Annotated in this window: 16 protein-coding genes; 6 read left to right on the top strand and 10 right to left on the bottom strand. The window is 69.5% G+C overall.

Features of this window, described 5'->3' with window-relative positions; genetic code table 11:
- Positions 1 to 4: 4 nt before the first annotated feature.
- The 7 genes from C7H75_RS21615 to hutU form a co-directional block, all read right to left on the bottom strand.
- Positions 5 to 1,081 carry a histidinol-phosphate transaminase gene (locus C7H75_RS21615; RefSeq protein ID WP_106851813.1) on the bottom strand — a complete coding sequence of 359 codons (1,077 nt, stop codon included), beginning with the start codon at positions 1,079 to 1,081 and terminating at the stop codon, positions 5 to 7.
- A complete protein-coding gene (gene hutH / locus C7H75_RS21610; RefSeq protein WP_106851812.1) occupies positions 1,078 to 2,637 on the bottom strand; it encodes a histidine ammonia-lyase in 1,560 nt (519 codons plus the stop codon). Before hutH ends, C7H75_RS21615 begins: the two co-directional genes overlap by 4 nt.
- 147 nt (positions 2,638 to 2,784) lie before the next feature.
- Positions 2,785 to 3,573, bottom strand: a complete 789-nt coding sequence (locus C7H75_RS21605) for an IclR family transcriptional regulator (protein ID WP_005517410.1) — start codon at positions 3,571 to 3,573, stop codon at positions 2,785 to 2,787.
- Positions 3,574 to 3,699: 126 nt separating this feature from the next.
- Positions 3,700 to 4,365 (bottom strand): IclR family transcriptional regulator, encoded by a 666-nt coding sequence (locus C7H75_RS21600; RefSeq protein ID WP_005517411.1) that lies wholly within the window; start codon positions 4,363 to 4,365, stop codon positions 3,700 to 3,702.
- Between the two features lie 50 nt (positions 4,366 to 4,415).
- Positions 4,416 to 5,564, bottom strand: a complete 1,149-nt coding sequence (locus tag C7H75_RS21595; protein ID WP_022598094.1) for a CaiB/BaiF CoA transferase family protein — start codon at positions 5,562 to 5,564, stop codon at positions 4,416 to 4,418.
- A gap of 21 nt (positions 5,565 to 5,585) precedes the next feature.
- Entirely contained in the window at positions 5,586 to 6,749 is a 1,164-nt protein-coding gene (locus C7H75_RS21590) for an acyl-CoA dehydrogenase family protein (RefSeq protein ID WP_005517413.1), read from the bottom strand.
- Between the two features lie 319 nt (positions 6,750 to 7,068).
- Positions 7,069 to 8,745: a urocanate hydratase gene (hutU, locus tag C7H75_RS21585; protein WP_022598093.1), complete on the bottom strand. Its 1,677-nt coding sequence runs from the start codon at positions 8,743 to 8,745 to the stop codon at positions 7,069 to 7,071.
- Between the two features lie 266 nt (positions 8,746 to 9,011).
- Between hutU and C7H75_RS21580 the strand changes: the two genes are divergently transcribed.
- The 3 genes from C7H75_RS21580 to hutC all read left to right on the top strand — a co-directional run bounded on the left by C7H75_RS21580 (position 9,012) and on the right by hutC (position 14,207).
- Positions 9,012 to 12,431, top strand: a complete 3,420-nt coding sequence (locus C7H75_RS21580; protein WP_106852055.1) for an NAD-glutamate dehydrogenase domain-containing protein — start codon at positions 9,012 to 9,014, stop codon at positions 12,429 to 12,431.
- An 81-nt stretch (positions 12,432 to 12,512) separates the two neighbouring features.
- The gene (locus C7H75_RS21575) at positions 12,513 to 13,355 is read left to right on the top strand and encodes an HpcH/HpaI aldolase/citrate lyase family protein (protein ID WP_106851811.1); all 843 of its coding nucleotides are present in this window, start codon (positions 12,513 to 12,515) and stop codon (positions 13,353 to 13,355) included.
- A 96-nt stretch (positions 13,356 to 13,451) separates the two neighbouring features.
- The gene (hutC, locus tag C7H75_RS21570; protein WP_013417294.1) at positions 13,452 to 14,207 is read left to right on the top strand and encodes a histidine utilization transcriptional repressor HutC; all 756 of its coding nucleotides are present in this window, start codon (positions 13,452 to 13,454) and stop codon (positions 14,205 to 14,207) included.
- A 42-nt stretch (positions 14,208 to 14,249) separates the two neighbouring features.
- On the opposite strand, the gene C7H75_RS21565 is transcribed toward hutC, so the two are convergent.
- Complete coding sequence (locus C7H75_RS21565; RefSeq protein ID WP_175280050.1) at positions 14,250 to 15,041, bottom strand: alpha/beta fold hydrolase; 792 nt, start codon at positions 15,039 to 15,041, stop codon at positions 14,250 to 14,252.
- Positions 15,042 to 15,095: 54 nt separating this feature from the next.
- Here C7H75_RS21565 and C7H75_RS21560 point away from each other — a divergent pair, with 54 nt between their 5' ends.
- Positions 15,096 to 15,449, top strand: coding sequence for an ArsR/SmtB family transcription factor (locus tag C7H75_RS21560; protein ID WP_013417292.1), 354 nt, complete (start codon positions 15,096 to 15,098; stop codon positions 15,447 to 15,449).
- Between the two features lie 30 nt (positions 15,450 to 15,479).
- Here C7H75_RS21560 and C7H75_RS21555 read toward each other — a convergent pair whose 3' ends face one another.
- Positions 15,480 to 17,081: an ABC transporter substrate-binding protein gene (locus C7H75_RS21555; protein ID WP_106851809.1), complete on the bottom strand. Its 1,602-nt coding sequence runs from the start codon at positions 17,079 to 17,081 to the stop codon at positions 15,480 to 15,482.
- A 15-nt stretch (positions 17,082 to 17,096) separates the two neighbouring features.
- Positions 17,097 to 17,984: a TauD/TfdA dioxygenase family protein gene (locus tag C7H75_RS21550; RefSeq protein WP_013417290.1), complete on the bottom strand. Its 888-nt coding sequence runs from the start codon at positions 17,982 to 17,984 to the stop codon at positions 17,097 to 17,099.
- A 125-nt stretch (positions 17,985 to 18,109) separates the two neighbouring features.
- Here C7H75_RS21550 and C7H75_RS21545 point away from each other — a divergent pair, with 125 nt between their 5' ends.
- Both C7H75_RS21545 and C7H75_RS21540 read left to right on the top strand, forming a co-directional pair.
- Positions 18,110 to 18,763, top strand: a complete 654-nt coding sequence (locus C7H75_RS21545; RefSeq protein ID WP_041674451.1) for a TetR/AcrR family transcriptional regulator — start codon at positions 18,110 to 18,112, stop codon at positions 18,761 to 18,763.
- A gap of 107 nt (positions 18,764 to 18,870) precedes the next feature.
- Complete coding sequence (locus C7H75_RS21540; protein ID WP_005517438.1) at positions 18,871 to 19,200, top strand: hydrogenase maturation nickel metallochaperone HypA/HybF; 330 nt, start codon at positions 18,871 to 18,873, stop codon at positions 19,198 to 19,200.
- Position 19,201: the final 1 nt, after the last annotated feature.

Here is a 19,201-nt window from a genome sequence, read left to right as displayed (position 1 = left end):
GTGTTCAGCCGGCCGGCTGAGCGGTGAAGTGGTCGACTGCGGCGAGCACCGCGTCCTCGGCGTCCCGGTTTCCGACGGTCACGCGCACGCCCTCGCCCGCGAAGGCGCGCACGGACACCCCGTGCGCGACGCAGGCCGCTTCGAGTTCCGCTGCGCGGTCTCCGATCGGGATCCACACGAAGTTGCCTCCGCTGGTGGGGGTTCGGATGCCCCTGTCGGCCAGCCCGGAGCGCAGGTGCCGGCGACCGTCCCGCACCGACTCGACGATCCGGTCGGTGTGCCCGGCGTCGGTGAGCGCGGCGCACGCCGCGGCCTCGGCGACCGAACTGAGGCCGAACGGCGGGGCGGCGGCGTGCAGGGGAGCGGCGACGGCGGAGTCGGCGATCGCGTAGCCCACGCGTAGGCCCGCCAGGCCGTACGCCTTCGAGAACGTCCGCAGCACCACGACGTTCGGGTACTCGCGCAGCAGTTCCACGCCGTCGACCTGTTCCTCGGCGAATTCGCGGTACGCCTCGTCGAGGATCACCAGGACGTGCGACGGCACGCCGTCCAGCAGTCGACGCACCTCGGCCTCGGTGAGTTCGGTGCCCGTCGGATTGTTCGGGTTGCACACCAGTACCGCGCGGGTGCGGGGCGTCACCGCGGCGATCATGGCGTCGACGTCGTGCCGGTGCTGGGCGTCCAGTGGTACCGGAACGGCTGTGGCACCGGCGATCCCGACGAGAATCGGATACGCCTCGTAGCTGCGCCACGCGTGCACCACCTCGGTGCCCGGACCCGTGTACGCCGTGAGGACCTGTTGCAGCAGTGCCAGGGAACCTGCACCGGTGAGCACCGCGTCGGCCGGAACGGACAACCGCTCGGCGAGTGCCGCGACGAGGTCGTCCGCGAACAGCGTCGGATACAGGTGCCCGTGCTCGCCCGCGCGGGCGATCGCCTCGACGACGGCTGGGGAGGGGGCGATCGTGGATTCGTTGCTCGACGCCCGCCAGCGGACCGTCGCGGCGCCGGACGCCTTCGAATAGGCGGGCAGCGCATCGATCTCGGGCCGGGCCCGGGGCAGCGCGATCGTCCGGGTCACTGCAGGGCACCGATCTCGTGCTCGGCGGCGGCGACCAGCGCGCCGGAGGCGGCCAACGTCACCACCTGCTCGATCTCCGGTGCGAGGAACCGATCGGTGCCCGGCCCGGCCACCTGCTCACGCACGGCGCGGACCACCGCACCCGTCCCCGGCGCGGGCTGCAGCGGGGAACGCAGATCGATTCCTCGTGCGGCGGTGAGAATCTCGATCGCGAGGACGCGGGTGAGTCCGTCCACGGCGCGGCGGAGCTTGCGGGCGCCCGACCAGCCCATCGACACATGATCCTCCTGCATCGCCGACGACGGAATGGAGTCGACGCTCGCCGGCGCCGCCAGCCGCTTGAGTTCGGAGACGATCGCGGCCTGCGTGTACTGCGCGATCATCAGGCCGCTGTCCACACCCGGGTCGTCGGCGAGGAAGGGCGGCAGTCCGTGGTTGCGGGCGACGTCGAGGAACCGGTCCGTCCGGCGCTCGCTGATGCTCGCGACGTCGGCCGCGACGATCGCGAGGAAATCGAGGACGTACGCCACCGGCGCGCCGTGGAAGTTGCCGTTGGATTCCACTCGGCCGTCGAGCGTGACGACGGGATTGTCGACGGCGGAAGCGAGTTCACGGTTGGCGACCGTACGGGCGTGCTCGACGGTGTCACGCGCACCACCGGCCACCTGCGGTGCGCAGCGCAGCGAGTAGGCGTCCTGCACGCGGGTGTCCTCGGGGCCGGCGTGGCTCGCGACGATCGGCGAATCGGCCAGCAGCCGAGCCATGTTGGCGGCGGCCGCGGCCTGACCGGGGTGCGGTCGCAGCGCCTGCAGGTCCGCCGCGAACACCCGGTCGGTGCCGAGCAGGCCCTCGACGCTCATCGCGGCCGCGATGTCGGCGAGCTTGAGCAGATGATCGAGATCGGTGACGGCGAGCGCGAGCTGGCCGAGCATGCCGTCGGTGCCGTTGATGAGGGCCAGCCCCTCCTTCTCGGCGAGGACCACCGGGCTCAGGCCGTGTTCCGCGAGGGCGTCGGCGGCACCCGACAGCCGTCCGTCGGCGGTACGGACAGTGCCCTCACCGGTCACCGCGAGCGCGACGTGCGCGAGCGGCGCCAGATCACCCGAGCAACCGAGGCTGCCGAACTCGTGGACCACCGGCGTGATCCCCGCCGTCAGCAGGTCGGCGTACGCCTGCGCCACCTCGGGCCGCACACCCGTGCGTCCCGTGGCGAGCGTGGACAGGCGCAACAGCATCAGCGCACGGACGACCTCGCGCTCCACCTCGGGACCGGATCCCGCCGCGTGCGAGCGGACCAGGCTGCGCTGCAACTGGGTTCGCATCTCCTGCGGGATGTGCCGGGTGGCGAGCGCGCCGAAGCCGGTCGACACGCCGTACACCGGGCGGGGGTCGGCGGCGAGGTCCTCGATGCGCGCCCGCGAGCGCGCGATCTCGGCGAGGGCGTCGTCGGTGAGGCGGACCCCGTGGCCGCGGCGTGCGACGTCGACGACGTCCTGGATCGTGACGGGTCCGAGGCCGACCTCGACGAGATCGGTGGATTGGGTGGTGAGCGTCATGGGGGACTCCGAAGGAAAGGTACGGCCCGGCGAACGCGGCGGCCGTGAAGATTGTGTCTCGTATACGAGACCATAGTCTCGTATGTAAGACAAGGGGAAGGCGGGTGTCGGTCGAATCGGCGGTCAGGCTCGGGAGGCTCGGAGCGCTCAGGCCTCCAGGGACTCCTCGATCATGCGGTCGCTCAGGCTGTCCGAGAAGTGCGCGGCCGCGTCCGTGACGAGCCGGGCCAGCTCGGTGGTCTCGGCATCGCTGCGCGCGCCCGTCAGGTATGCGACACCGAGCGCGGCGACAGGACGTCCGTCCCGGGTGACGACCGGGCTCGCGATGCACGTGACGCCGTTGGTGGTCGAGTCGTGCTCCACCGAGTACCCCAGTTCCCGATCGGCCTTCGACAGGGCGCGCAGGTCGTCGAGGGACGTCGGCCCCTCGCCGGTGCGGGTGGGCCAGGTGTATCCGGCGTACAGGGCGCTGAGCTGCTCGGGGTCGAGGCGTGCGAGGATCGCGCGTCCGACCGCCGTCAGGTGAGCGGGCAGCCGGGTACCGACCTCGGTCACCAGACGCACGCCGGGCTTGAGCGGCTCGCGCTTGTCCAGGTAGATCACGTCGGTGCCCTGCAGGACCGCGAGGTGCGAGGTCTCGTCCGCGGCCTTCGTGAGCGCGACCATGTGGCGCTGCCCCTCGCGGTGCAGCGGCCCGGACCGCATGTACGACGCGCCCACCTCGAATGCGGACACTCCGAGCGTCCAGGCCCGCTGATCGGGCCAGTAGGAGACGAACCGCCGGTCTCGCATCACGTTGAGCAGGTGGTGCGTCGTGCTCTTGGGCAGGTCGAGAGCACTCGCGATCTCGGTCGCGGCCATCGGCACTCCTCGCCGGGCGAGCAGGTCGAGCACGTCGAGTACCCGCTCCGCGGACTTGACCCGGCTCGTCGACATCGAACGTCCCCTTCCGATCCCGGCCCGAACGGCCGGCGTGCCGCGCCATTGTCCTGGCCGGCGTGCCGCGCAATTGTCTCGGATACGAGACTGCGGTGCCAAACTTCTACGACGAGACCGTGAGTTCTACGACGAGACCGTGCGTCCCAGTTCGGCCGACAGTCGCGCGCAGCGCTCGACGAGGACCTGCCCGTGCCGGGCGCAGACGTCGTCGTCGAGCCGGAACGTCGGCCCGACGACGCTCAGTGCCCCCACGATCCGGCCGATCGCGTCGTAGATCGGAGCGGCGACGCCGGTGGAGTGGTCCTCGATGGTGTCGTGGGCGATGGCGTAGCCGTCGGAGCCCACCTCGCCGAGCAGGGCCGCGCCCACCGCGGTTCCGACGAGGGGGACGGTCTGGCCGACCCACCCCATGTGCCGGATCGCGTGGGTGCCCTCGATCTGCCCCATGTACAGCGCCGTGCCGCGGGGCCCGGGAGCCGACAGGTACGTCGACTCCCGGGTGATCTCGGCGATCTCGGCCATGGCGGGCTGCGCCCGCAGGAGCAACTGGTTGTCGGCGATCGCTTTCGCACCGATCTGCAGCAGCCGTGGGCCCACCCGGTAGACGTTGTCCTCGCCGCGGAGCACGAACTCGGTCTGCTCGAGGCTGCGGATGAGCCGCAGCGCCGTGCTGGTCGCGAGGTCGGTGGTCTTCGCGGCGTCGGCGAGGGTCAGTCCGCCGTGCTCGATGATCGCGCCGAGCAGTTCGAAGGTGCGACTGACACTGCGCGTCACGTCACCGGGGGCCATGCGTGTCTCCCATGCCGAGGGTGTCGACCGATCGGTCGACGCCCGAGAATCTATCGCGAGCGGGCCTCGCCGAGAATCTCGTCGTGGTGCTCGTCGAGGAGCGGGCTGCGTCGCACCGCCGGGCGCGCACTGTCGCCGAAGACGACGGGCTGCCGGACGTACGACACCGGGCCGGCCTTGGGATGCTCGAACGTCTCTACGACGCCGCGGTATCCGGCCTGGTCCGAGCCGAGTGCCTGCTGGACGTTCCACACCTCGGAGCCGGCCAGTCCGGCTGCGTCGAGCAGATCGAGGACCTCGGTGACCGTGCGGCCGGCCGCCCACGACTCGATCTCCTTGCGGAGCGCGGGTTCGTTCTCGGTGCGCAGCGCGTCCTCGGTGAACCGGGGATCGGTGATCAGTTCCTCGCGACCCATCGTGCGGGCCAGCGTCTGGAAGCCCTTTTCGCTGGCGATCGCGAGCACGAACAGGCCGTCGTCGGCGCGGTAGGTGTCGAACGGGGTCGACACGGGGTGCCGGTTGCCGACCCGCTTGGGGGTCTCGCCGGACGCCTGCAGTTGGCTGTGCGCGGTGGGCAGCATCGCGAGCATGCTGTCGAACATCGCGACGTCGAGGTGCTGGCCCTCGCCGGTGGTGCGGGCCGCCAGCAGTGCGGTGCTGATGCCCCACGCAGCGAAGACGCCGGTGATGGTGTCGCCGAACGACTCGCCCAGTCGGGTGGGGCCGGACTCCTCGGTGCCGGTGATGCTCATGACGCCGGAGAGCGCCTGGACCACCAGGTCGTAGGCCGCGGCGCCCGCCATCGGGCCCTGCTGGCCGAAGCCGGAGATCGACGCGTAGACGATCTTCGGGTTGCGTGCCTTGGCTGCCTCGTAGTCGATCCCGAGCCGGGTGGTGACGCCGGGACGGAAGTTCTCGACGACGACGTCGGCGCCCTCGATCAACTGCAGCAACGCTTCTCGGTCCTCGGGGTCCTTGAGGTCGAGCGCGATCGAGCGCTTGCCACGGTTGAGGACGTTGAAGTAGATGCTCTCGCCGTCGCGGAACGGCCCGAGGTGGCGCGAGTCCTCGCCGGCCTTCGACTCGATCTTCACGACGTCGGCGCCGGCATCGGCGAGCAGTGCGGTGCAGAACGGGCCCGCCAGCACGCGGGACAGGTCGACGACGCGGACGCCGTCGAGCGGGGGAAGCGCGGTCATAATGTTGTCTCCCAGTCGTTCTCAGTACTCGGTGGACCGGATCGACGGGGCGTTGCCCGCGATGGTCAGCAGCTGGATCTGCGAGGTGCCCTCGAAGATGCGCAGGATCCGGCAGTCGCGGTAGAGACGCTCGATCTCGGACTCGCGCATGAACCCGGCGCCGCCGTGGATCTGGACGACCTGGTCGACGATCGAGAAGCAGGCCTCGGTGGCCACGTACTTCGAGATCGAGGCGGCGCGGCGCAGGTCCTGGCCCGCGTCCTTGACGTCGGACGCCCAGTCGGCCGTGACGCGCGAGGCGACGAGCTTGGCGTCGCACTCGCCCAGCAGCAGCTGGATGGCCTGGAACTCGAAGATGGGGTGCCCGAACTGCTTGCGCTCGGAAGCGTATTCACGACCGAGTTCCCAAGCGCGCAGCGCGATTCCGTTGGCCATCGCGGCGACGTCGATGCGGGCGCGGTTGAGGGCGGTGAGCGCGATGTTGCCGCCGCGGCCCTCGGTGCCGATCACGGCGTCGTGCGGGAGGACCACGTCGTCGAGGTAGACGGTGTAGGTGGGCGCCGAGCGGATGCCCATCTTGTCCTGCGGCTCGGAGTAGCTGATGCCGGGCGTGCCCTTGGGCACCGCGAACGCGGTGATGCCACGGAAGCCGGCGGAGGGGTCGGTCTTGGCGAACAGCACGACGAGGTCGGCCTCGCGGGCGTTGGAGATGAAGGTCTTGGAGCCGGACAGGTGCCAGCCGTCGTCCTCGCGGCGTGCCACGGTACGCATCGACGCGATGTCGGAACCGGCGTCGGGCTCGGTGAGTGCGAAGCCTGCGAGGACCTCGCCGGAGGCCAGTCCGGGCAGCCAGCGCTTCTTCTGCTCCTCGGTGCCGCCCACGAGGATCGGCTCGAGGCCCAGGTAGTGGGCGGTGTAGATGGACGCGAGTGCGGCGTCGGCGCGCGCGACCTCCTCGACGGCAACCAGCTGGGCGCGGGTCGACAGGCCGAGGCCGCCGAACTCCTCCGGGACGGAGATGCCCATGAGGTCCTGCTCGGCCAGTCGGCGCATCAGGCGCGCGGGGAATTCCTTGGACTCGTCGCGCTCGGCGGCGCCGGGCAGGATCTCCGCGTTCGCGAAAGCGCGCACGGTGCTGCGGAATTCGGTCAGGTCGAGGGTGTCGTCGAGCGGCTGAGCGGTCACGGGTAACTCCTGGAGGAACGAGAGGGGGAATCGCTAGATTTCATCTAGTGGAAGTCAATTGCCATCTAGTGGCATGCGATGACTATCGCATCCCGCCGCTGCGTTTGTCCAGAGGCAGTAGGTCCCGTCCCTCCGACCCCGGAAACGACGACGAGCGGCAACGCGCAGGGGGGATCGTCCTGCGCGTTGCCGCTCGTCGGGGGTCGACGTCGTTCGCTCGTCACCGAGCCGACGTCAGCGCCACCGGTACGGGCTCACGCTGGTCGTCGTGAGTCCGTACCGGTGGGTGGATCAGTGGGTCGAGATCACTCGTTCCCGGTCAGTTGTTCTCGCTCATCGGGATACGCACGCCACGCTCGCGCGCGGTGTCGATCGCGTGCTCGTAGCCCGCGTCCACGTGCCGGATGACGCCCATGCCCGGGTCGTTGGTGAGCACGGCCTCGATCTTCTTCGCGGCCAGCTCGGAGCCGTCGGCGATGCACACCTGGCCGGCGTGGATCGAGCGGCCCATGCCGACGCCGCCGCCGTGGTGGATCGACACCCAGGAGGCGCCCGACGCGGTGTTGACGAGGGCGTTGAGCAGCGGCCAGTCGGCGATCGCGTCCGAGCCGTCCTTCATGGCCTCGGTCTCGCGGTACGGCGAGGCGACGGAGCCGGAGTCGAGGTGGTCACGGCCGATGGCGATCGGCGCGGACAGCTCGCCGCTGGCGACCATCTCGTTGAACTTCAGGCCGGCCTTGTGGCGCTCGCCGTAGCCGAGCCAGCAGATGCGGGCGGGCAGGCCCTCGAAGGCAACCTTCTCGCCGGCCATCTCGATCCACCGCTTGAGGTGCTCGTTCTCGGGGAAGAGCTCGAGGATCGCCTTGTCGGTCGCGGCGATGTCCTTGGGGTCGCCGGACAGCGCGGCCCAGCGGAACGGGCCGAGGCCCTCCTCGAACAGCGGGCGGATGTACGCCGGGACGAAGCCGGGGAACTCGAAGGCGCGGTCGTAGCCGGCCTTGCGGGCCTCGTCGCGGATGGAGTTGCCGTAGTCGAAGACCTCGGCGCCCTTGTCCATGAAGCCGACCATCGCCTCGACGTGCGCGGCCATCGACTTGCGGGACTCCTCGGTGAAGTGCTCCGGGTCCTTGGCGGCGAGCGCCTTCATGTCGGCGAAGTCGACGCCGAGCGGCAGGTACGACAGCGGGTCGTGTGCCGACGTCTGGTCGGTGACGATGTCGATGGGGGCGTCCATGGCCAGCAGTGCCGGGAAGATCTCCGCGGCGTTGCCGACGAGGCCGATCGACAGCGGCTTGCGGGCGTCACGGGCCTCGGTGGCCAGCTGCAGCGCGTGCTCGATGCTGTCGGCCTTGGTGTCGAGGTACTTGTGCGCGATGCGGCGGTCGATGCGGGTGACGTCGCAGTCGACGCAGATCGCGACACCGTCGTTCATGGTGACGGCCAGCGGCTGCGCACCGCCCATGCCGCCCATGCCGGCGGTGAGGGTGATGGTGCCGGCCAGGGTGCCGTCGAAGCGCTTGCGGGCGATCGCGCCGAAGGTCTCGTACGTGCCCTGCAGGATGCCCTGGGTGCCGATGTAGATCCAGGAACCGGCCGTCATCTGGCCGTACATCATCAGGCCCTCGGCCTCGAGCTTGCGGAACTGCTCCCAGTTGGCCCAGTCGCCGACGAGGTTGGAGTTGGCGAGCAGCACGCGCGGTGCCCACTCGTTGGTGCGGAAGACGCCGACCGGCTTGCCGGACTGCACCAGCATGGTCTCGTCGTTCTTCAGGGTCTTCAGGGTGGCGACCATCGCGTCGAACGCGGCCCAGCTGCGGGCGGCGCGGCCGGTGCCGCCGTAGACGACCAGGTTGTCGGGGTGCTCGGCAACCTCGGGGTCGAGGTTGTTCATGAGCATGCGCAGTGCGCCCTCCTGCTGCCACCCGAGGGTGTTCAGCTCGGAGCCGCGGGGGGCGCTGACCGGGCGGGCCTCGTGGCCGGGTGAGGTGATGTCCATCGGGTAACTCCTAGCTAATCGGGCGGTGAGGGCGCGGGGGTGTCGAGTGGTTCCGGTGCGACGCCGTTGTCGCCCGAATCCGGGTGGGTCTAGCTGTTGTGCGCTGGCTCACGTTCTGCAACTATGACTTGTATATTCCTGTCTATACAAGCTGATGTCAAGGGGCACCCTGAAGTCCCGCCCCTGATGTCGCGAGATGTACGGCCCCGATGAACGGACACGACGACCAGCCGGGTGCAGCGTGGCACCCGGCGGAAGGTTCCCAGATGAACAGCGTCTCCACCCACCCCGATCCGACCCCGAACCCCAGCGAGATCGACGATGCTCTCGCCCGAATCTTCCGCAGCTGGGACGAGCGCCTGCTCGCCGGCGCCGACCCTGCCGCGCGCGAGCGCCTCGCCGCGTTCGTCGCGGACCTGCCCGCCGGTTACAAGCAGGACATCCGTCCCGACCGCGCGCGCGTCGACCTTGCCATCCTCGGTCAACTGTCCGACGGTGCGGTCGACGTTCGGATCGTTCCCGACGCGACCGCGCGCGGTACCCACCGCCTGTCGCTGTACGTCGGCGGGCGTCCCGCGTCGCTCGGGGATCTCATGCCGCTGCTGCAGAGCCTGGGCGTCGAGGTGCTCGACGAGCGCCCCTACGCGCTCGCCTCTCCTGACGGAATGCCGTGCTGGATCTACGAATTCACCGTTCGGTACACGATCGCGCCGGAAGACGGATTCGACGAGTTCGCCGAGCGCTTCGGGGGCGCCGTCCAGGCGTTGTGGCAGGGCGTGGCCGAGGCGGACCGCCTGAACGAACTGGTGGCGCGCGCGGGTCTGCACTGGCGGGAGGTCACCGTGCTGCGCGCGTACGCGGAGTTCCTGAGGCAGGCCGGATTCCCCTACAGCAGTGCCTATGTGGCCGACGCGCTGTGCCGGCATCCGGAGATCGCGGCCGCACTGGTCGAGTACTTCTCCGCGCGTTTCGATCCCCGCTCCGATCCGTCCGCATCCTCCGACGGCCGCGGCGCGGAATCCGTCGCCGCAGCGTCGACGCTGATCGAGGCGGTGCTGGGACTCGACGAGGACCGCATCTTCCGGGCGCTGCTGGGCGTGGTCCGCAACACCGTGCGCACCAACCACTTCGCCGCCCCGGCGCGGGAAACGCTGGCACTGAAGCTCGATTCACGGAACATCGGGGAGCTGCCCGAGCCCCGGCCCCGGCACGAGATCTTCGTCTACTCTCCGGTCGTGGCAGGCGTGCACATGCGTTTCGGGTCGGTGGCACGCGGCGGTCTGCGCTGGTCGGATCGGCGTGAGGACTTCCGCACCGAGGTGCTCGGCCTGGTCAAGGCGCAGGCGGTCAAGAACGCCGTGATCGTGCCGGTCGGCGCCAAGGGCGGCTTCGTGCTGCGCCGGCCCCCGGTGCCCACCGGCGACGCCGACGCCGACCGCGCGGCACTCCGCGAAGCGGGAATTGCCGGATACCGCATGTTCATTCGCGGTCTGCTGGACCTGACGGACAACATCGATCGCAGCACCGGAGCCGTGGTGCCGGCGTCGGGAGTCGTCCGCCACGACGGGGACGACACGTACCTGGTGGTGGCGGCGGACAAGGGCACCGCGTCGTTCTCCGACATCGCCAACGAGGTCGCCGCCGAGTACGACTTCTGGCTCGGCGACGCCTTCGCGTCCGGTGGATCGGTCGGCTACGACCACAAGGCGATGGGCATCACCGCTCGCGGTGCGTGGGAGAGCGTCAAGCGCCGGTTCCGCGAACTGGGTGTCGACTGCCAGAACGAGGACGTCACGGTCGCCGGCATCGGGGACATGAGCGGTGACGTGTTCGGCAACGGGATGTTGTGCAGTAAGCACATTCGCCTCGTCGCGGCGTTCGACCACCGGCACGTCTTCCTGGACCCTGATCCGGACCCCGCGACGTCGTACGCGGAGCGGGAGCGACTGTTCGCACTGCCGCGCTCGTCGTGGGCCGACTACGACCGGTCCCTCGTCAGCACGGGCGGCGGCGTGTGGGACCGGACGACGAAGTCCGTCCCGATCAGTGAGCAGGCGCGGCGGGTGCTCGGACTCGCCGGCGACGTCACGGAGCTGACGCCACCCGAGCTGATCCGCGCGATCCTGCGCGCCCCGGTCGACCTGCTGTGGAACGGTGGCATCGGCACCTACGTCAAGGCGTCGACCGAATCGCATGCCGACGCCGGCGACAAGGCGAACGATGCTGTGCGCGTGGACGGGTGCGACGTGCGGGCCCGCGTGATCGGTGAGGGCGGCAACCTCGGTCTGACGCAGGCCGCGCGGATCGAGTTCGCCCGCACGGGCGGACGCGTGGGCACCGACGCACTCGACAACTCGGCCGGGGTGGACTGCTCCGATCACGAGGTGAACATCAAGATCCTGCTCGACGACCTCGTGGGTGCGGGCGGTCTGACGCCGGGGGCGCGGCCGCGGCTGCTGGCCGAGATGACCGACGAGGTGGCCGCGCTGGTGTTGGCGGACAACGTCTCCCAGAACGAGCTGATGGGCACCGCGCTCGCCGATGCGTCCGAGATGATCGGGGTGCACGGCCGGCTGATCTCGGCGCTGGAGGCGGCGGGCGCCGTCGACCGTGCCCTCGACGTGCTGCCCGACGCCAAGGCGATCGGCACGTTGCGGGCGGCGGGCGCGGGCCTGTCGGCGCCCGAACTGGCGACGCTGATGGCGCACGTCAAGCTCGATCTGAAAGGCGCGCTGCTGGCCGGCGACCTGGTCGACCACGACGTGTTCCTGCCGGTCCTGCGCGGGTACTTCCCGACGCCGCTGCGCCGGGACCACGAGGCGGCCGTCGACCGGCACCCGCTGCGGCGCGAGATCGTCGCGACGGCACTGACCAACGACGTCGTCGATCGCGGCGGCATCTCCTACGTGTTCCGGCTCGCCGAGGAGGTGGGCGCCACCGCGGACGACGCGGTCCGGGCGTTCAGCGTGGTCAGCGACGTGTTCGGGCTCCCCGCGCTGTGGTCGCGGATCGCGGCTGCCGACGTGCCGAGCGAGGTCGCCGACGAGCTGGTCCTCGTCACCCGGCGGCTGCTCGACCGGGCGTCGCGCTGGATGCTGCACCGGCGGCCGCAGCCCCTCGCGGTGGGAGCGGAGGTCGCACGGTTCCGCGGGCCGATCGAGGACGCGTCGGCGCATCTCGAGGAGTGGCTGGTGGGTGCCGACCGCACCAACCTCCGGGACCGCACGCGCGCGATCGCGGAGCGGGGCGCGCCCGAGGACCTGGTTCGGGAGGTGGAGCTGGCCCTCGACCGGTTCGGGCTGCTCGACGTCGTCGAGATCGCGGACCTCGCGGAATGCGACCTGACCGTGGCCGGGGAGCTGTACTTCCGGTTGTGTGAACGCGTCGGCCTGGTTCCCCTGCTCAACGGGGTCTCGGCGCTCGGCAAGACGAGCCGCTGGGATGCCCTCGCCCGGCTGGCGTTGCGCGACGAGCTGTACGACAGCGCGCGGGCACTGACGCTGGACGTCCTCGCCCACGCGACTCCCGGCGACGACACCGACCGGATGATCGCGGACTGGGAGGAGCGCAACGCGTCCCGCCTGCGCCGGGCCCGAAATTCCCTCGCCGAGATCTCCGCGTCCGGTCAGCGGGACCTGGCGGCACTGTCCGTCGCGTCCCGGCAGTTGCGCCGCATGGTCGGCTGATCCGCACCCCCGGTCCGTTCTTCATCCACGAAAGGAAAAGTCATCACTATCGTCAACTCCCGCAACACCGGTGAGCCTGCCGTGGCGATCGCGCCGCGCGACGCCCGTTCGTGGCTGTTGGTGCCCGGCACCCGCACGCACGACCTCGACGACACGATCCGTCGGTGCGGCCCCGACGCCGTCGTCCTCGATCTCGAGGACGGGGTCGCGCCCGAGGATCGAGCGCGTGCCCGCGACGAGGTCCACGCGTGGGCGAGCCGGGGCGGGCGGGCGTGGATCCGGGTGAACGCGGCCACCACCGCGGACTGGAGCGTCGACCTCGAGTTCGCGGCTCGGTGCCCGGGGATCCTCGGGGTCGTGCTCGCCCAGGCGGAGTCGGCCGCCCAGGTCGACGCGACCGCGGCTGCGCTGGGGGACTTCGGCGGCGGTCTGATCGCCCTGATCGAGTCGGCGACCGGGATTCTCGAGGCGGTGTCGATCGCGCGGTCGAACTCGTTGACCCGCTTGGCGTTCGGTAGCGGCGACTTTCGACACGACACCGCGGCCACCGACGATTCGGCGACGGTGATGGGGGCTCGGGCGCACCTCGTGCTGGCCAGTCGATCGGCCGGGCTCCCCGCGCCGATCGACGGTCCCTCCCTCGCCCCCGACGTGAGCGGGCTGCGCGACTACTGCCGCCGCTCCCTCACGACAGGGTTGGGCGGCATGCTGTGTGTGAAGCCGGACCACGTGCGCACGATCAACACCGAGTTCGCGCCGAGCCCGGCGCAGGTGCGCGGCGCCAGGGATCTTCTCGAGCACCGCAGCGGAAGCATCGACGGCAGCTACCTTCCGCGCCTGCGGGCGGCCGAGGCGGTGCTCGAGCGGGCCAGGACGTACCGGATCGACCCGGCCGACGAGGCGCCCGTGTCGATGAGCCGATGACCAGGCATGCCGTTTCGGCAGCGCACCGGTCGGTAGACTTCGTGGGCCGAGTCGAGGGCCGAATCGGTGGGACTTCACTAGATGCAGGGGCAGCGGATGGCAGTGGTTGACGTCGACGCGGAACTGGCCGCGCTCTTCGGCGAGGCCGGTGGCGAGTCCGTGCCTGCCTACGAGCGGGTCAAGAAGCTGGTCGCGGAGCAGATCCGTTCGGGCCGTTGGGCGGAAGGCGATCAGCTGCCGTCCGAGAACCAGTTCGTGGCCGCACTCGGCCTGTCCCGTATGACGATCAACCGGGCACTGCGGGAGCTGACGGGCGAAGGCCTGATCATTCGGATGATGGGGATCGGCACCTTCGTCGCCAGCACCAAGACTCCGTCGCCGCTGTTCGAGGTGAAGAACATCGCGGACGAGATCCAGGAGCGGGGCCATCGGCACCGCACCGAGGTGATCTTCGTCCGCGAGGAGGAGACCGACCACTCGCAGGCGTTCCTCCGGGATGCCGTCGGGGCCAGAGTCTTCCACTCCGTTCTCGTGCACTACGAGGACGACAAGCCGATCCAGGTGGAGGATCGCCTGGTGAACCCGGCCGAGGCACCCGACTACCTCGACCAGGACTTCACCACGATCACGCCCAACGACTACCTCAGCCGCGTGGCACCGCTCGTGCGCGGCGAGCACGTCGTCGAAGCCGTCCTCGCCAGCCCCGAGGAGTGCCGCCTGCTGCAGATCGACCGCGGCGAGCCGTGCCTGCTCATCCGTCGCCGGACCTGGTCCGAACACGGACTGGTGAGTGCGGCCAGGTTGATCCACCCGGGTTCGCGAAACCGGCTCGAGGGCGCGTTCAGCCGCTGAGGTCACGAAGGCCGAGGGGCCCTCCCGGATCGGGAGGTCCCCTCAGTCGTTCTCGGACAGGAACGGTCTCACCACCGCCAGCACCTCGGGTGAGGCCGCGACGGTGGTGGCGTGGTCGAAACCGGGGATCACGGCGAGCCGGGACCCGGGGATCAACTCCGCGAGCCGCTTGGTATCCGACAGCCGCGGCCGGTCCTCGGACCCGACGAACAGCAGCGCCGGAACGTCCAGCGCCTGCAACGACGTGTCGGGCACGCCCGGTTCCTCCTCCGAGCGGCGCAGGTACGCGACGAGGGCGCGGGTGTCGTTGGCGTCGAACGCCGCCCGCGTCGCCGGATCCAGCGGCCACGGACGGTGCGCATTCCACTTGTCGAGGAACGCCGTCATGCCCTCGTGATCGAGCACGTCGATACACCCGGGGAAGAAGAGCTTGTCGAACGAGCCGGCCTGGGGCCGGCTGCTGCCGCCGCCCACGGTGAGCGTGCGCAGCCGCCCGGGTGCGGCGGTCGCGAGCGAGAGCCCCACGCGACCGCCGAACGAGTAGCCCAGGTAGTGCGCCCGATCGTGCCCGAGGTCGTCGAGCACCGCGAGGATGTCGCCGACGACGAGGTCCATCGCGTACGACGACGCCTCGTGCGGTTTGTCGCTGCGGCCGTGTCCGCGCATGTCGGGCAGGATCAGCTGGAATTCGTCGCGGAGCGACCCGACATACCCGAACGCCCGCCAGATCGCGCTCGACAGCGCCGTGCCGTGCGCGAGGACCAGGGGTGGGCCGTCGCCGATCACCCGATATGCGATGCCGACGCCGTCGACCGGATTGACTGCCTGTTGCATGACCACGTCTCCACGTTAGGTCCCGTGTCGGGCACGCCGACCTACACTGAGGCCGTGCCCGACACATCCGCCATCGATCCGGACCACGTCCGCCGCGCCGCGCAGGCGCTCGTGACGCCGGACATCGCCGGGTGGACGGGGCGCTTCGAGTTGCTGTCCGACCCGAACCGGTTGCGGTTGCTGCTGTGTCTGCACCACGCGCCGGGGATCTGCGTCACCGATCTCGCGGCCGCGCTCGGCATGACCGGCACCGCGGTCTCGCACGCGTTGCGCCTGCTACGCCAGCAGGGCTGGGTGGAAGCGCAGCGGTCGGGCCGCACGGTCCGCTATCGCCTGGTCGACGACACCGTGCACGAACTGCTCCACACGATCGGCGCGACACACTTCCACGAGCACGACGCCGGCTGATCACGTTCGACCGGCGCCGTGCTCCGGCCGTCACGGGGCGATCCACACCTTGTCGAGCAGCATGATGCTGTCGAGGCTCGGTTTCACTCCGAAGACGTTGTCCTGCCAGGGGACGAAATTGGCGCCGGCGCCCCACACCAGGATCGGGACCTCGTCGTCGAAGACCTGCTGAACGTTCGCGAGCGCTGCACGCTTGGCGTCGTCCGAATCCGCGGCCATGACAGCATCCAGCGACGCGTCGACGGCAGGGCTTCGGACGCCTGCCGAATTGTTGGTCGAGGTGCTGTACAGCGTCGAGTACAGACGCAGGAAGGGCGCGGCGTCGAGCAATCCGGTCCCGCCGAGCGCGACGTCGTAGTCATGGTCCACGTACAGTCGCTTCACCATGTCCGTAGGGCTGTGCACGAAGTTCAGTTGCACGTCGAAGCCGACGGCTTGCAGCATGGATTGCACCGCGAGACCCGTGGCTTCGCCGTTCGGGTCCTGGACACCGACATAGCGGACGACGCCGTCGTACCCGTCGGCCTTGGCGGCTTCCAGAAGTTCCCGGGCCTTGGCCTGATCCGGCGGAAGCGGCGCCACGTCGTTGTGCCACCTCGACCAGGATTGGAAGAGCTCGGCACCCGGCATGCCCTGTCCGCCGCGGGCTCGTTGGTCGATCGTCGCGGGATCGATCGCGTAGGCCATCGCCTGGCGGACTCGAACGTCGGCGCCCGGATGCCCTGGCCGGTGGTTGATCTGCCCGATCATCGCCATGCTGATGAAGTCGGCATACCCGGGAAACCGGTCCTTGGCGGCGAGTACCGTCTCGGCGTTGCGCAGGTAGGCCATCTGGATTCCGCCGGATGCCAGGGTGTCGAGCTTCGGCTGCTCGCCCTGGACGCTGACGAATTTCAGTTTGCTCAGGTGCGGAGCTCCACCCCAGTAGTCGGAGCGAGGCGTGAGCACGAGTTCGTCCTGTGCCGCAAACTTCTCCACCTCGAACGGGCCGGCTCCGATCGGAACGAACTGATCACCGCGGTCGGCGGTCGGCGCCACGATCATGCCGTGTCCGAATGCCAGGAGCGCCGGGAACTCCGACCAGGCCTGGGCGAGTGCGAAGACCACGGTCGACGGGTTCGGCGACTCCACCGCCGCCACGTTTCGGGACCAGATCTCGTTGTTGGCGCCGCGTTTCGCGTTGTAGCGGTCGATGCTGGCGATGACGGCGGCAGCATTCACGGGGGTGCCGTCGCTGAAGGTGAGACCGTCCCGCAGGGTCAGGGTCCAGCTCGTGCCGTCGGCGTTCGGTTCGAGTGATCGGGCCAGTTGCGGTTCGTAGCGTCCGGTAGCCGCGTCGTAGCGGACGAGAAGGTCGTAGATCGCCGCCATCTCGGTGCCACCCGTCGCGCCGGAGGGCTGGGTGCGGACCGGGTCGAGACTCGACACGGGCGCGTAACTCGCGAACGACAGGGTTCCGCCGGCGACAGGCGCGCCGCCGTCGCCCTGGTCGCCGCGAAGTCCAGGCTCGAACGTGTCCGCCGCGGTCGTCGACCCTCCGCCCGCGCCCGCATCGGGGGCGCAGCCGGCCAGCAGTGTTGCACTGAGGACCAGCGCGAGCACGGCCCACGGCCGCTTGGATCGAATCGTCATTCTTCTCCCCATCGGTCAGGACGCTTTCGAACTTGCCCGGTCGGACCGGTTCGAGTGATCGAAGTAGGGCCGGTCGCCGTCGATCTCGATCCTTCGGACCGTGCGGTACCTGGGGAAGTGATCGGCGGCGGCCCGGTGCATGGTCGAGCGTTCGTCCCAGATCGCCAGATCGCCTGGACTCCAACGCCATCGGCACTGAAAACGCTCGTCGGTCACGTAGTTCCGCAGGAAGCCGAGGAGGGCGTCGCTCTCGTCGCGTCGCATGCCCTTGATGCGGTGCATCGACGGGCCGCCGATGAACAGAATCCGTCGGCCGTTCTCGGGATGGGTACGTATCAGTGGATGCACCACGGTCCGTGGGTACGTCGCCCGGAGGCGATCGGCGAGGGCCTGCGCCTGTGGGCTGTCGTGGCCGCGCTCGAGGATCGACTCGACGAAACTGTCGGTGGTGTGCTCCACCTCGAGACCCGCGAGCATGTTCTGCATCGTCGGGGAGAGGGCGTCGTGAGCGGCGGTCATCGAGGCCCACAATGTATCGCCGCCGGCGTCGGGAATCACCTCGCCGCACAGGAGCGCGTATCGCGGTGGCGTCGAGATCCAGGTGACATCCGTGTGCCACATCTCGGCGGTCGGCGGACTGTCCGGTCCATCCGAGATCACCTGCAGGCTCGGTTCCGTGGCGCCCTGCAACCTGGCGATCGGGAAGATGCTCGGCACGCCGAAACGTCTGGCCACCGCGAGATGATCGTCGGCGTCCAGATGGGCGCCGCGCACGAAGACCACCTGGTACTCGTGCAGTGCGTCCCGAACGTCCGCGAAGGTCGCTTCGTCACACGTCCGCAGGTCCACCCCTCGGATTTCCGCACCTATCGCAGTTGTCAGCGCCGATATCTCGATTGCCATCCAACCCTCCTCGCTCGTCTCAACTAATCCGATGGGATTAATTTGCGGGGAGGGGCGTGGATTGTCAACCCCTGGAACCGGAGACGCCGTTCCGGCCCGTGGCGAGCCGAACATAGGATGCGCTCATGGGACGCGACGGCAGTGCAACTCGGGAACGGCTGGTGGATGCTGCTGAGCACGTGTTCGCGTCTCTCGGTATCGAGGACGCGAATCTTCGCGAGATCAATCGTGCAGCAGGGCAATCGAACAATTCGGCACTGCATTATCACTTCGGCTCTCGTGAGGCCCTGCTGCAGGCCGTCGTGCGTCGGCATCGCGACGCAATCGACTCGCGACGCCGAGTGCTGGTCGAGGAACTCGGTGGAAAGGAGCCTTCGATCGAGGAGCTCCTCGTCGTCGCGGTGTGGCCGCTCGGGTTCCAGTTGGACACCGAAAGTGGGCGCAACTATCTGCGAATCCTGGTGCACATGCGGCGCCGCAGCGAGATGCGCACGCATCATTCGCTCAACCCGGACAGCACCGACGATCTTCAGTGGGCTTACTCGCAGCTTCAGGCGCGCCTGGTCCACCTCCCCGATGCGCTACGCGCCGAGCGCCTCGGAGTCTGGATCGACATGGCCGTGGGGGCGATGGCAAGCCGGGCCGAGGACATCCAGGACGGGGTCGACCACTCGCTGGACAACAACGAGTTCATGAACAATCTGATCGACATGGGCGTCGCGGCGCTGACCGCACCCAGTCGGCTGACCACAGCACGTCCGGCGGGCAGCGGAGGCTGACTCCGCCGCCCAGGCTCCGTGGGCGGATGCCTTCCCGAATCTGCTGACGTCGGCGCGCGGGCGTCCTATCGTGAATTCGCACAGCCTCCACTCGGACGGACTCTGCAATGCACGAGATGGCGATCACCCAGAGCGTCGTCGACGCGGTGTGCGAGCGCGCCGACGGCCGAACCGTGCACAGCATCCGGCTGCAGGTGGGCCGGCTGTGCGCGGTGGTGCCGGATGCGATGCAGTTCTGCTTCGAACTGGTCACCGAGGGTACGGTCGCGCAGGGCGCTCGGCTCGACATCGAGGAGCCGCCCGGTCTGGCGCACTGCCGGAGCTGCGACACCGATTTCCCCCTGCAGGACTTGATCTTGTTGTGTCCGTGCGGGAGTGCCGACGTCGAGGTCCTCTCGGGTCGTGAACTGCGGATCATGTCGATGGAAGTGAGTTGAA

This window comes from Rhodococcus (subgen. Prescottella) equi, from assembly GCF_003013675.1.
Taxonomy (GTDB): Bacteria; Actinomycetota; Actinomycetes; order Mycobacteriales; family Mycobacteriaceae; genus Prescottella; species Prescottella equi.
The sequence above is the reverse complement of the archived record's forward strand: the minus strand, read 5'-3'. Positions and strand labels throughout refer to the sequence as shown.